We start from the raw sequence: 12,215 nt of genomic DNA, 5'->3' as shown, positions 1-12,215 counted from the left end.
GTTCAGTTTGCACTGAACGGCATTTTTTGCATTGGGCGTCAGTCGAGGCCCGCCAATGCCGGGGTCGACCGCACGTCACTCAATACGAACTGGGCGCGCGCCGCCTTCAGCGTGGCAACGTCACTGGCCAGCGGTTTTGCGGCTGCACGCGGGGTCGGAACATAACTACGTTGCATCGCGCGCGGAGGCGGCAAGACGCTGGCCTCGGCGACCAGAGGGTACGCGTGGACACGGGTCACGCCTTCGTTGGCTGGTTCGCTCGCCATGTGCACGGTCGTTGCGCCGACTTCACAAGGCCGGTCGGTCAGCGTCACGCGCCCTTCGTCATCGACGCACTTGACGATGCTGGTCTCGGAAAACGCGACCGGTGCAGCCATCATGGTGGCGGCCAGCAGGCACAGTTGGCAGAAATGACGCTTCATGATCGACTCCTCGGCTTTGTTTTAATTTCGACAATTTCATTGTCTTATTTGCATCATTTGGACTCTGTGCGCCAATTCACACAGGCTTGTAGGCCTGCGCGCCGTCCGTTTGACAGCGTGCGACGGTATGACTGTCCTTATCGCGTCCGAGGGCGTATAAGAACCAGACCATCATCCAGCAGGAGAATCGTTTGAAAACAGCCGTATTCAGTGCACGTCGCTATGACAAGACCATGCTGGCGCAGGCCAACGACGGCGTCGGCCATGCGTTGCTGTTCATCGAAGAGCGGCTCAGTGTCCAGACGGCGAGCCAGGCAGCCGGGTGCGTGGCGGTCTGCGTGTTCGTCAACGACACGGTCGATGCTGCCGTGCTGGAGATCCTGGCGCGGCAGGGCACGCGCCTCGTGGCCACGCGCTCGACCGGCTACAACCATATCGACGCCGCCGCCGCGCGCCGGCTCGGCATCGAAGTCGTGCGCGTCACCGACTATTCACCGAATTCGGTCGCCGAGTTCGCGGTCGGCCTGTTGCTGGCCGTGAACCGCAAGATCGCGCGTGCCAGCGTGCGCACGCGCGAAGGCAACTTCGACCTCGACGGCCTGATGGGCTTTGACTTGCACGGCAAGACGGTCGGCGTGATCGGCACCGGCAAGATCGGGCTGATCTTTGCCCGCATCATGGCCGGTTTTGGCTGCACGCTCGTGGGCCACGACCTGTACCCGACGCCGGCGTTCGAGGCGCTGGGTGGCCGCTACATGGGCGTGGACGAGCTGCTCGCCTGCAGCGACGTGGTCTCGCTCCATTGCCCGCTGCTGGACGCGACGCACCACATCGTCGATGCGGCCGCACTGGCGCGCGTCAAGCGCGGCTGTGTGCTGATCAACACCAGTCGTGGCGGGCTGGTCGATACCGATGCCGTGGTCCAGGCGCTCAAGACCGGCCAGCTGGGCGGGCTGGCAATCGACGTCTACGAGCAGGAAGCGAGCCTGTTCTTCCAGGACCTGTCGTCGACGATCATCCTCGACGACGTGATCCAGCGCCTGGTGTCGTTTCCGAACGTGATTGTCACCGGCCACCAGGCGTTCTTCACGGTCGAAGCGATTGGCCAGATCATGCGCACCACCATCGACAGCATCAGCGCCTTCGAACGCGGCGAAGCGCTGGTCAACCGCATTCCCGGCTGATGCAGGGCGCATGAATCGCCCCGTTTGCTGGACAGGCCACCCGGTCTGCGCTACGGTGCACGGGTCAAGGCAGCCATGGAGGAGAGCACATGCACATCGAGACGGTCCGCTTCGAGCGGGTATTCGACGTCCACGGGGGGCTGTTCAGTTTTCAAGCGAACGGCAAACGCGAGTTTTCCGTTGTGTTCGATCACAAGAGCGTGCCCACCGCAGGATCCACCTTCGCTGTTGCGCTGAGCGAGCCAGGCAACTGGCAGAACGTGATCGGTTGGCGCGACCTCTCGTCCTCAAGAATCGGACTCAAGCGCAGCCCCTGGTTCATTGCCACCGATCTGCTGCTGGAGATGTGCTTCAGCGGCATCGTGCTTCTTGCCGCGGCCTTGGTGTTCGGCGGGCCCTGGGCCGCCCTGGTGGCGTTCATTGCGCTGGTGGGGGGTTCCTGCACCATCGTCATTGTCTGCGCCCTGCACAACCGCCGGATCGGGCGAGCGCTGCTTGCCGTCTCGCCGGATCAGGCGCGCACGGTCACAGCGCCTGACACGCAGGCGCGGCACCCGGATCCCACGGCCCCTGCGCGCTGAGCAGGGCGCCCTTCGGTGCGCCGCCCGGTGGATCGAGCACGAACCGCGGTATCCACAGCGTCAGGCCCGACTGTGGCAGCGGCACGCCATACACGCCGCCCGACTGGCTGCGCCTGGCCGCGCCGCCGGATCCGACCAGGGTGGCAAAGCCGAAGTCCTGCATCACGTTCGCAAACAGCACGCTCGACGAGTAGGTCAGCGGACCGATCGCCACCTGGACCTTGCCGTTGAAGCGGGCGGGGTGGTCGGGTTGCGGTTCGCGCCAGGTGGCGATCTGCGTGTGGATGATCTGGCCAACCTGTTCGCCGCGCTCGGGGTTGGCGCGCAACACGCGCTTGACGGCGCTCGAGCCGGTACGGTAATGCGCCGTTGCCAGATACGGCATCAAGCCGTCGAGCCACATGACGTCGTCGCCGCCGGTGTTGGCGCGGATGTCGATAACGAGGTTCCTGATGTGTTCGCGCTGCATGCGCGTGAACGCGGCCTGCGTAAAAGCGACAAAATCGGCCAGGTGGGCACTATCGAACGAGTTGACGGTCAGGACCGCCGAACAGCCGGGCACGGTGTCGAGCCGGTACAGGCGCGCGATGTCCACCTCGTCCTGCAGCATGCGCGGCTGGTCCGTGCTGCCGGGGACAGCAACCTCGCTACGCTGGCCATCGCGTTCGATCACGAGCCGGTACTGCTGCGCCGGGCCGAGCGTTTTCCAGTGATACAGCCACCAGCGCTGCGCCAGCAGGGCCATGCGCATTGCGTCGGTATCACCATGGACGCGGGCCGCCAGACTGGCCACGAGCGTGTCGACCGGCATGCCGTCGATGGCGACGATGCGCGCGCCGGCCAGGGGGGACGCTGCGCCTCCCAGTGCAGCATCGATGACGAGCCGGCCCTGCGGATCGAACGCCACGTTGAACGGGAACAGGGCGCCGCCGGCAGCACGGTGCGCTGCGGTATCGGCGCGCCAGTCGGTCAGCGTGATCGCAAGATGTCCGTCGGCCAGCAGCGGATTGATGCGGGCCAGCTGGCGCCACGCTTCATCGCGCGTCATTGACACCGGCAGGTCGCGCCCGATCGCTGCCAGCGCAGCAGTCACGGCCGCGTCGCTCGTCGAAAAACCCAGGTCCGGATGTCGTTCGCGGACGGTCCTGAGCACGAGATCGATATCCTGTTGCAGCGCTTGTTTCGTGATGACGGGCGCGGCGTGGGCAGCTTGCCCCAACAGCAGAAAAGCGAACAAACTGGTGACGGCAAAATGCAACGGATACATATGCTTCCTCGGTGTGTACAACGTGGCGTCTTCTGGGACGATCGATGACTGTACCAACAATCACATCGTAAAACTATCTAATTGGCAACGTCTGCATACGATTGTTCAGCCACCTTGCCGTCGGGTTTGACGTTCGTCCGGGTGGCCGATAGACTGCGCCATCGTCTTCCTTACCCATGCCCCTGAAAGGACCACCCGCATGACCATGCTCCAGCTTCCCACGTATGACGACGTCGTCCAGGCCGCCGAACGCATTGCCGGCGCCGCGCACCGCACGCCGGTGCTGACTTCGCGCACTGTCAACGAGGAGTTCGGCGCCGAGGTGTTCTTCAAGTGCGAAAACATGCAGCGCATGGGCGCCTTCAAGTTCCGGGGCGGCTATAACGCCCTGGCCAAATTCAGCCCTGAGCAGCGGCGCGCCGGCGTCGTGGCGTTCTCGTCGGGCAATCACGCACAGGCGATCGCGCTGTCGGCGCGGCTTCTGGACATCCCGGCCACGATCATCATGCCCGAGGACGCGCCGGCCGCGAAGGTCGCCGCTACGCGCGGCTATGGCGCCACCGTCGTCACCTATGATCGTTATACCGAGGACCGCGAGCAGATCGGCCGCGCACTGGCCGAGCGTGATGGCCTGACGCTGATCCCGCCATACGACCATGCGGACGTGATTGCAGGGCAGGGCACCGCGGCCAAGGAACTGTTCGACGAAGTCGGCCCGCTCGACGCGTTCTTCGTGTGCCTGGGCGGCGGCGGGCTGCTGTCGGGTTCGGCGCTGGCCACGCGTGCCCTGTCGCCGGGGTGCCTGCTGTATGGCGTCGAGCCCGAAGCGGGCAACGATGGCCAGCAGTCGTTCCGTACCGGGCAGATCGTGCACATCGACACGCCGCGCACGATTGCCGATGGTGCGCAGACGCAGCACCTGGGGCAATTGACGTTCCCGATCATCCAGCGCGACGTCGACGACATCCTGACCGTCAGCGACGATGAACTGGTGGCGTGCATGCGGTTTTTTGCCGAGCGCATGAAGATCGTCGTGGAGCCGACGGGGTGCCTGGGCTTTGCGGCGGCGCGCAAGATGAAGGATAGCTTGCGTGGCAAACGGATCGGGGTCTTGGTCAGCGGCGGGAATATCGATCTGGCCCGGTTTGCGAGCCTGATCGGGGCTTGACCCCGCTAAACTCTCAGGCCGCCAGCGGCAACGCCACCTGCAGCAGGAATCCGCCACCGTCGCGGTTGCTCACTTCGAGCCCCGCATTGTGACGCGTGAGCACCCGCTCGACGATGGCCAGGCCCAGTCCGGCGCCATTGGCCTGGCCCCGCGCGCTGTCGAGGCGCGTGAAGGGCTTCATCAGTTGCGCGATCTGGTCTGGCGGCACGCCGACGCCATGGTCGCCGATCTCGATCACGGCGCGCCGGCCGTGGCCTGTCGCTTTCACGCGCAGCACGATGTCGATCTCGGTATAGTCCTGCCCCGGCGTGACGCCGTAACGGCGGGCGTTCTCGATGATGTTGTTGATCACGCGCCGCAGGTCGGTGGCGTTGCCCTGCACGTGCACGTCCGGCACCAGGTCGGTCCTGATACGCAGGCTCGGAATGCGGCCCGCGTGGTGGCCGATGTCCGCCAGCAACTCGGACAGATCCACCGGCACGAACGTGGCCGCTTCGGTCGGCTTGGCGTAGTCGAGGAACTGGCCGATGATCGCGTCCATTTGCGCGATGTCCGACTGCATGCCGTCGCGCGCTTCCTGCGACAGGTTGGCCATCTCGACCTCGAGGCCCATGCGCGCCAGCGGCGTGCGCAAATCGTGCGAAATGCCGGCCAGGATCACGGCGCGGTCCTTCTCGACCTGGGCCAGGTCTTCGACCATCTGGTTGAAGCTGCGATTGGCCTCGATGATCTCTTGCGAGCCTTTTTCAGGCAGCCGCGCCGGGCGCTCGCCCTTGGCGATGGCGCGCGCAGCCGACGTCAGGCGCGCCAGCGGCCGGTTGACAAGGCTCGAGATCAGCGCTGCGCCCAGTACCGACAGCAGGCCGACGACCACGGCCCAGCCGAGCCACTGTACGCGCGTCAGGCCCGCCAGACGCTCGCGCTCGAGCATCAGCCAGTATTTGTCATCCTCGATATTGAAGCTGATGTAAAAGCCGGGCACGCCGTTTACGCCACTGGAAAAGCGGGTGTCGGCGCCGAGTCGCTCGCGCACGATGGCGGCGATCTCGGGCATCAGGGGATTGTGCGGCGGCGGATCGATGATGTCCGTGTCTTCGAGCGTGAAGATGCGGATGCCTTCGTTCGACGCCAGTTCGAGCAGCAGTTCGAGCCGCAGGTCGGGCGCCGAGTGCGTCAGCGCGGCCTTGGTGATGGTGACGACGGACACGACCGTTTCGGCCGTCTGCTGCACTTGCGGGCCACGCTGGTAGACGTTGATCATGCCGATCCAGGCGCCCATCGAGACGGCGGTGAGCACCGACATCAGGAAGAACGTGCGCCAGAACAGGCCGCTCTTGAACCAGGCAAAGCGCACGGCGCGATGCGCCGCCGCGAGCGACGTAAATGCAGGAGGCTTCACTAGCGCGGCTGACCCTCAGGGATGAACACATAGCCCAGGCCCCAGACGGTCTGGATGTACAGCGGGCTGGACGGATCGGGTTCGATCAGCTTGCGCAGGCGCGAGATCTGGACGTCGAGCGAGCGGTCGAACACTTCGTATTCGCGGCCACGGGCCAGTTCCATCAGCTTTTCGCGCGACAGCGGCTGGCGTGCGTGGCGCGCAAACACCTTGAGTACCGAGAATTCGCCGGTGGTCAACGGCACGGTCTCGCCGTTTTTCTTCAGCGTGCGCGTGCCCAGATCGAGGATGAAGTCGCCGAACTCGAAGGTTTGCGGGGTTTCCGATGGCGCGCCCGGGATTTCGTCGGGGCCTTTGCGGCGCAGCACCGCGCCGATGCGGGCCACCAGTTCGCGCGGGTTGAACGGCTTGGGCAGGTAGTCGTCGGCGCCCATCTCGAGGCCGACGATGCGGTCGACGTCTTCGCCTTTTGCCGTAAGCATGATGATCGGGGTCTGGTCACCGGCGCCGCGCAGGCGGCGGCAGATCGACAGGCCGTCTTCGCCGGGCAGCATCAGGTCGAGCACGAGCAGGTCATAGCGTTCGCGCAGCCACAGCTTGTTCATGGCGGGCGCACTTTCGGCAGTCACGACCTGGAAACCCTGTTCGGTCAGATAACGGCGCAGCAGATCGCGCAGGCGCACGTCGTCATCCACGACCATGATCTTGGCGGAGTGGCCGCCCTGCGTGCCCGTACCCACGTTAATGTTCGAAGTCGATGAAGTCATGGAACTGTCCAGAATTGTCAGATGAATGTCGCTATGGTAACTTCTTATGGCGGCGCCGCAGGCACGACTCAGCTCAACCATTACAATGTGTTACAAACTTTACCCAATTAGTCTTACCCCGCCTGCGCGATCAACCTACACTGGCGTCAAGTGATCAACACAGCTTATCCGTTTATCAGGCATCACGGAAGAGGAACACCATGAACCACGCGCTCAACGACAATCCAGCAGCACCCGGTACCGCTCGCGGCCGGCTCGCCCGGCTTGTGCGCCTTGGTGTTTTCGCCTGCGCATTTGCAGCGACCGGCGCCGGCGCTTTGGCCCAGGACCAGGACCGCAACCGCCGCAGCGACGACGTCCAGGCGCGCGAGCGTTACGACATGCAGGCCCTGCGCGACGCGCGCGCATTCGAAGTGCGCGAGCAGGGCCGCCGCAATCCCGAGGTCCAGCAGGACACGGTGCGTGAAGAGCGGCCTCGCGGGCGCCTGTCGCCGGACGAGCGGCGCGACCTGCGCCGCCAGATCAAGGAAGGTGCGGATCTGTATCCCAATTCGCGCCGCCGCTGACACGCGGCTGCTTCAGCAAAACAACGGCGCCTCTGGCGCCGTTGTCGTATCTGGCGTTTGATCGGTATCAATCGCACGCGGCCAGCCCACCTTGCTATTCCGTTGTCCACCACTGTGCATTTTCTTTTTCGCAAAATTTATTGCTATATGTTTATTTAGTTAGCGCAACATGCTATGTTGGCGAGCGCCTTACTGTTGGTAAGGTTAGCCACCAACAACATCCGCAACCTGGAGCGCAAACGTGTCCGATGTCGCCTTACCTTCTGTAGCACGCTTTGCCTCTGACGGACCCGAGCATTGCATCGTCCGGCGCGAGGACGGCGTGTATGCCGACCCGGAAGCGCTCGGCACGACACTCGTAGCGGCGCTCGACAGCTTGCTGCGCGCCGGCAACTACCTTGCGGGACTCGATTACCCGATACTCATCAAGGCGCTGTATGGCCATGGCCCGGCATTGCCGCGCGATGCCGCAGGCCGGGTGCAGGTGCGCATTGCCGCTGACATTCTCCCGTTCACCCCGGCCCGCCAGGCGCTGTACCGTTCAGTGAAAATCACGGACGGCCAGGCCGAATACTATTTCGAGCCGGTGGTCGAACCCGATCCCGACGGCGGCGAGCGGCCAACCGCGCTCGATGCCGACGAATTTGTCGCCGACATGTGGATCAAGGGGATCCGCTTCGGCGCCGATGTCGCCGCCATCGCGGAGGCCATCGGCAAGGGCGCGGCCGGACTCTACGTGGTGGCGCGCCGTTTGCCGCCCGTCGACGGCGACGCCGCGCGCGTCGAGGAAGTCACGAACGAACTGCACCGCAGCGATGCGCCGCTCCAACTGGCCAATGGCAAGCTCGACCTCATGAGCTTCCAGAATCGCTTTCCGCAAGTGCGCATGGGTACGCGCCTGCTGCGCAAGGTGCCCCGCACGGCGGGCAGTCCCGGTTTCGAGCTGACCGGTATTCCGCTCCTGGCCGAAATCGGCAAGGACCTCGACCTGGCCGCCTATGCCGCCGAAGGCACCGGGATCGACGTCGTTCCTGCCGGCGAATTCCTGATCGCGCGCCGCGACGGATTTCTGAATGTCGACCCGAAAAGCAGTCGCATCGCGATCTCCGACAAGATCGTCAGCCGCGATGGCGTCAGCGCCAGGACCACGGGCAACCTGAACCTGAGCGGCGACTACGAAGAATTCGGCGAGGTGCAGGAGCAGCGCACCATCGAAGGCGACAGCATTACCGTGCATGCGGACGTGTATGGCCACGTGCTCTCGCGCGGCGGGGCGATCCGCCTGGAGCGCAACCTGGTCGGCGGCAGCGCGCGCAACATGAACGGCGGCGTGCGTGTGCTGGGCGTGGCCTCCAGCGCCACGATCCAGGCGGCCAAGGGCGACGTGGTGCTGGGGCGGGCCGAGAACTGCGTGATTTCCGGCGCGCGCATCCGGGTCGAGACCGCGATCAACTGCGAGATCATGGGCGACGACGTCGAGGTCACGCACGCCGAAGGCAGCGCGATTGCCGGCCGGCGCGTCCGGATCGGCCGCGCCGCGCCCTGGAAGCAGGGCGAGATGCTGGTATATCTGCTGCGGCCCGATTGTGCGCGCATCGACGATGCGATGGCCCAGGTGCGCGAGCGCATCGGGCAGTTCGGCCAGCTCGCGGCGCGCCACCGCGCATCGATCGAGACGCTGACGGCCCAGCCGCACCTGAGCAAGTACCTGAAAATCGCGCCGCGCATCCGCAGCGGCGATCTGGTGCTCAAGCCCGATCAGGTGCCGCAGTTCCAGCGCATGACCGATACCGCAGGGCCCGCGCTCAAGGAGCTCGGCCGCTTGTCGGACGAAGCAAAAAAGCTCGACGCCGAACGGCAGTCGGGGATGGCGGTGCTGGGCCGCCTGGAAGCGCAGCGTTACGACCGCGTCGGCGCGGCGCAGATTGCACTCGAGGCCATTGCCGGCGAGGTGCAGGTGCGCGCATTGCCGTACGAGCCGGATCTTGGCTGCATCTGGGACCAGGGGCCGCGCGACATCCGGCTGCGCCTGCGCGATGCCATCGGCACCGAATTGCTGCATGCCGGCCGCGACGGCGCCTGGACCTGGGATTCCGCATCCCCCGCCTCGCCGGGATGAACCTTTCCGCCCCGGGGCGGCCAGTTCAAGTTGATGGTAGTCAACATCAGGCCGGGAGGCAGGCATACGATGGTGGTCGGACTGACGAAGGATCCACCATGCACACCACATCGCGCGCGCCACGGTCTGGCGCACCACGGGATTACCTCAGCTTCATGCTCGACGGGCAGGAGTACGGACTCGATTGCGCGCGCGTGCAAGAACTCAAACTGCTCAAGTCCCTTGAACGCTTCGCGGAAGACGGCGACATCATCGGCGGCGTGGCGTTGTCGCATGGCGTGATCCTGCCGGTGATCGACATGCGTGCCACTGCCACGCAAGTGGTGAATGCGCACGGCGGTGTGGTGCATCCCGATACCGACGTGATCATCCTGCGCCTGTCGAGCGGCCTGGTGGGAATGGTCGTGGAAGGGGTGACGGGCATCGTGCACGTGCGCCCGGAGGCCGTGCAAACCGTGCCGGGCGAGGCCGGCGCCAGTTACCTGATCGGCATCGCCCGCATCGATGGCCGGTGCGTAATCCTGATCGACATCGATGGCCTGATGTCGTTGTCGCCGCGGCGGCCGCTCAGGGCCGCCTGACGGCGTCGTACTGCCAGGTTGGCGTGTTGCTCTGCCAGCTTACGCCAGCGCTTCGAGCTGTTCCTGCAATTCCAGCCACTCCATCTCGAACGTTTCCAGATCCCGCGCCACGAATGCCTGGTCGGCCACCAGCGTCTTGAGACGGTCCTTGTTCTGCGCATCGTAGATCGTCGGATCGAGCAGGGCGGCATCGATCGTGGCTTTCCTGGCCTGCAGCTTGGCCATCTGCTCGTCCAGACGCTTGACCTTGTTCTCGATCGGTTTGCGCTGCGCGGCATTGCGCTGGCGTTCTTCGGCGCCCAGGCGCTTCTGTTCCTTGCGCTCGGCCGGCGTGGCGCTTGGCACCGGCGCGACGGGCGCAGCGGCCTTGGCCAGCGGCAGGATGTCGGTGCCTTTGCCCAGCTTGGTCTTGAACAGCCAGTCCTTGTAGTCGTCCAGGTCACCGTCGAATGGTTGCAGGCGGCCGTCGGCGACGATGATGAATTCATCGGTCGTCGCGCGCAGCAGGTGGCGATCGTGGGACACGACGATCAGCGTGCCTTCGAACTGCGCCAGTGCCATCGTCAGCGCCTCGCGCGTTTCCAGGTCCAGGTGGTTGGTCGGTTCATCGAGCAGCAGCAGGTTCGGCCGCTGCCACACGATCAGGGCCAGTGCCAGACGCGCCTTCTCGCCGCCTGAAAACGGCTTGATCGAGCTGGTCACCATATCGCCCGGGAAATTGAAGCTGCCCAGGAAGTTGCGCAGCTCCTGCTCGCGCACGGTCGGCGCGATCTTGGCCAGGTGCCACAGCGGCGACTCGTCATGGCGCAGCATCTCGACCTGGTGCTGGGCGAAGTAGCCGATCGACAGGCCTTTACCAATGGTCGCTTCGCCGGTCAGCGGCATCAGCTCGCCGGCGATGGTCTTGATCAGCGTCGACTTGCCGGCGCCGTTCACACCCAGCAGGCCAATGCGCTGGCCGATGGTCAGCGAAAAGTCGATGTGGTTGACGATGGTCTTCTTGCCGACCTTGTCGCCGTGTTCGTCGAGCAGGAAGTAGCCGGCATCGACCTTGTCGAGCACCAGCAGCGGATTCGGGGCCGACAGCGGCTCGCGGAAGTCGAAGGAGAATTCGGCCGCAGCGCGCAGCGGCGCCAGCTCTTCCATTTTGGCCAGGGCCTTCATGCGGCTCTGGGCCTGGCGTGCCTTGGAGGCCTGCGCCTTGAAGCGGTTGACGAACGACTCGAGGTGCGCGCGCTGGCGCTGCTGCTTCTCGAGTGCGCCGGCGGCCAGGATCATCTGGGCGGCGCGCTGGCGCTCGAAGCCCGAGTAGTTGGCCGTGTAGCGTTTCAGCTTGCGCTCGTCGATGTGCACGATCACGTTGACCACTTCGTCGAGGAAGTCGCGATCGTGGGAAATGATGATCAGGGTGCCCGTGTAGCGCTTGAGCCAGTCTTCGAGCCAGATGATCGCATCCAGATCCAGGTGGTTGGTCGGTTCATCGAGCAGCAAGAGGTCGGACGGGCACATCAGCGCCTGCGCCAGGTTCAGGCGCATGCGCCAGCCACCCGAGAAGCTTGCCACCGGCTGGTTCATCTGCGCCAGCGAAAAGCCCAGACCCAGCAGCAGCTGTTCGCCGCGCGACTGCACCGTGTAGCCGTCAGCGTCGGCCAGCATGCCGTGCAGCTCGCCCAGACGCATGCCGTGGGCGTCGACGTCCGGGTGCGATTCCAGTTCTTCCAGCTCGGCCTGAAGCTTGCGCAGGCCAACGTCGCCGTCGATCGCGTAGTCAAGCGCCGCGCGGTCCAGCGCTGGCGTCTCTTGCGCCACGTATGCCATGCGCCATTTGGCCGGGAAGTCGATCTGGCCCTGGTCCGGGTGCAGCTCGTTACGGAGCATGCCGAACAGGCTCGATTTGCCGGCGCCGTTGGCGCCGATCAGGCCGATCTTGTCGCCCGGGTTGAGGGTCAGGTCGGCATCGACGAGCAGCGGCTTGGTGCCGCGCATCAGGCTGACGTTCTGGATACGGATCATGGTGTCGCTTCGTGTTGTGTGGATGGCTGTGCCGTCCACGCGGTGATTGTGATGGGTTCCGGTTTTGAGCCGGATGATCTTGCTGGTATCGATCACCGCGTGGTCGGCGTAGCCGACCACCCTACGATCAATGTTGCCAGGGGTATTG

General features: G+C 64.9%; 11 protein-coding genes. 6 read left to right on the top strand and 5 right to left on the bottom strand.

Going from position 1 to position 12,215, the window contains the following annotated elements:
* Positions 1 to 38: 38 nt before the first annotated feature.
* Complete coding sequence (locus AC1MGT_RS03440; protein ID WP_499503013.1) at positions 39 to 422, bottom strand: DUF4124 domain-containing protein; 384 nt, start codon at positions 420 to 422, stop codon at positions 39 to 41.
* Between the two features lie 191 nt (positions 423 to 613).
* On the opposite strand from AC1MGT_RS03440, the gene AC1MGT_RS03435 reads away from it, so the two are divergent.
* Together AC1MGT_RS03435 and AC1MGT_RS03430 are read left to right on the top strand one after the other, a co-directional pair.
* The gene (locus AC1MGT_RS03435; protein WP_499503012.1) at positions 614 to 1,606 is read left to right on the top strand and encodes a 2-hydroxyacid dehydrogenase; all 993 of its coding nucleotides are present in this window, start codon (positions 614 to 616) and stop codon (positions 1,604 to 1,606) included.
* 89 nt (positions 1,607 to 1,695) lie between these two features.
* Positions 1,696 to 2,187, top strand: a complete 492-nt coding sequence (locus AC1MGT_RS03430; protein WP_499503011.1) for a hypothetical protein — start codon at positions 1,696 to 1,698, stop codon at positions 2,185 to 2,187.
* On the opposite strand, the gene AC1MGT_RS03425 is transcribed toward AC1MGT_RS03430, so the two are convergent.
* Positions 2,132 to 3,454 (bottom strand): S41 family peptidase, encoded by a 1,323-nt coding sequence (locus tag AC1MGT_RS03425; protein WP_499503010.1) that lies wholly within the window; start codon positions 3,452 to 3,454, stop codon positions 2,132 to 2,134. The genes AC1MGT_RS03430 and AC1MGT_RS03425 overlap by 56 nt on opposite strands.
* Positions 3,455 to 3,653: 199 nt before the next feature.
* Between AC1MGT_RS03425 and AC1MGT_RS03420 the strand changes: the two genes are divergently transcribed.
* Entirely contained in the window at positions 3,654 to 4,622 is a 969-nt protein-coding gene (locus tag AC1MGT_RS03420) for a threo-3-hydroxy-L-aspartate ammonia-lyase (RefSeq protein ID WP_499503009.1), read from the top strand.
* Between the two features lie 13 nt (positions 4,623 to 4,635).
* On the opposite strand, the gene AC1MGT_RS03415 is transcribed toward AC1MGT_RS03420, so the two are convergent.
* On the bottom strand, positions 4,636 to 6,021 hold the full coding sequence (locus tag AC1MGT_RS03415; RefSeq protein ID WP_499503008.1) for a sensor histidine kinase family protein: 1,386 nt from the start codon (positions 6,019 to 6,021) through the stop codon (positions 4,636 to 4,638).
* Positions 6,021 to 6,788: an osmolarity response regulator transcription factor OmpR gene (gene ompR, locus AC1MGT_RS03410; protein ID WP_258834804.1), complete on the bottom strand. Its 768-nt coding sequence runs from the start codon at positions 6,786 to 6,788 to the stop codon at positions 6,021 to 6,023. The genes AC1MGT_RS03415 and ompR overlap by 1 nt, the downstream gene beginning before the upstream one ends.
* A 200-nt stretch (positions 6,789 to 6,988) precedes the next feature.
* On the opposite strand from ompR, the gene AC1MGT_RS03405 reads away from it, so the two are divergent.
* The 3 genes from AC1MGT_RS03405 to AC1MGT_RS03395 all read left to right on the top strand — a co-directional run bounded on the left by AC1MGT_RS03405 (position 6,989) and on the right by AC1MGT_RS03395 (position 10,054).
* Entirely contained in the window at positions 6,989 to 7,354 is a 366-nt protein-coding gene (locus tag AC1MGT_RS03405) for a hypothetical protein (protein ID WP_499503007.1), read from the top strand.
* A 241-nt stretch (positions 7,355 to 7,595) separates the two neighbouring features.
* Positions 7,596 to 9,473: a flagellar assembly protein A gene (locus AC1MGT_RS03400; protein ID WP_499503006.1), complete on the top strand. Its 1,878-nt coding sequence runs from the start codon at positions 7,596 to 7,598 to the stop codon at positions 9,471 to 9,473.
* A 98-nt stretch (positions 9,474 to 9,571) separates the two neighbouring features.
* Positions 9,572 to 10,054: a chemotaxis protein CheW gene (locus AC1MGT_RS03395; RefSeq protein WP_499503005.1), complete on the top strand. Its 483-nt coding sequence runs from the start codon at positions 9,572 to 9,574 to the stop codon at positions 10,052 to 10,054.
* 39 nt (positions 10,055 to 10,093) lie between these two features.
* Here the strand turns inward: AC1MGT_RS03395 and AC1MGT_RS03390 are convergent, their stop codons facing one another.
* Positions 10,094 to 12,067, bottom strand: a complete 1,974-nt coding sequence (locus tag AC1MGT_RS03390) for an ATP-binding cassette domain-containing protein (RefSeq protein ID WP_499503004.1) — start codon at positions 12,065 to 12,067, stop codon at positions 10,094 to 10,096.
* Positions 12,068 to 12,215: the final 148 nt, after the last annotated feature.

The sequence above is a fragment of the Telluria sp. BA11 genome, assembly GCF_056680305.1.
This window is presented reverse-complemented; position numbering and strand designations above follow the sequence as displayed.

What these genes read in the sequence shown, in the direction of transcription:
- AC1MGT_RS03425 (WP_499503010.1), bottom strand. Translation starts at nt 3,454, where the DNA reads ATGTATCCGTTGCATTTTGCCGTCACCAGTTTGTTCGCTTTTCTGCTG.
- AC1MGT_RS03420 (WP_499503009.1), top strand. Translation starts at nt 3,654, where the DNA reads ATGACCATGCTCCAGCTTCCCACGTATGACGACGTCGTCCAGGCCGCC.
- ompR (WP_258834804.1), bottom strand. Translation starts at nt 6,788, where the DNA reads ATGACTTCATCGACTTCGAACATTAACGTGGGTACGGGCACGCAGGGC.
- AC1MGT_RS03405 (WP_499503007.1), top strand. Translation starts at nt 6,989, where the DNA reads ATGAACCACGCGCTCAACGACAATCCAGCAGCACCCGGTACCGCTCGC.
- AC1MGT_RS03440 (WP_499503013.1), bottom strand. Translation starts at nt 422, where the DNA reads ATGAAGCGTCATTTCTGCCAACTGTGCCTGCTGGCCGCCACCATGATG.
- AC1MGT_RS03395 (WP_499503005.1), top strand. Translation starts at nt 9,572, where the DNA reads ATGCACACCACATCGCGCGCGCCACGGTCTGGCGCACCACGGGATTAC.
- AC1MGT_RS03390 (WP_499503004.1), bottom strand. Translation starts at nt 12,067, where the DNA reads ATGATCCGTATCCAGAACGTCAGCCTGATGCGCGGCACCAAGCCGCTG.
- AC1MGT_RS03430 (WP_499503011.1), top strand. Translation starts at nt 1,696, where the DNA reads ATGCACATCGAGACGGTCCGCTTCGAGCGGGTATTCGACGTCCACGGG.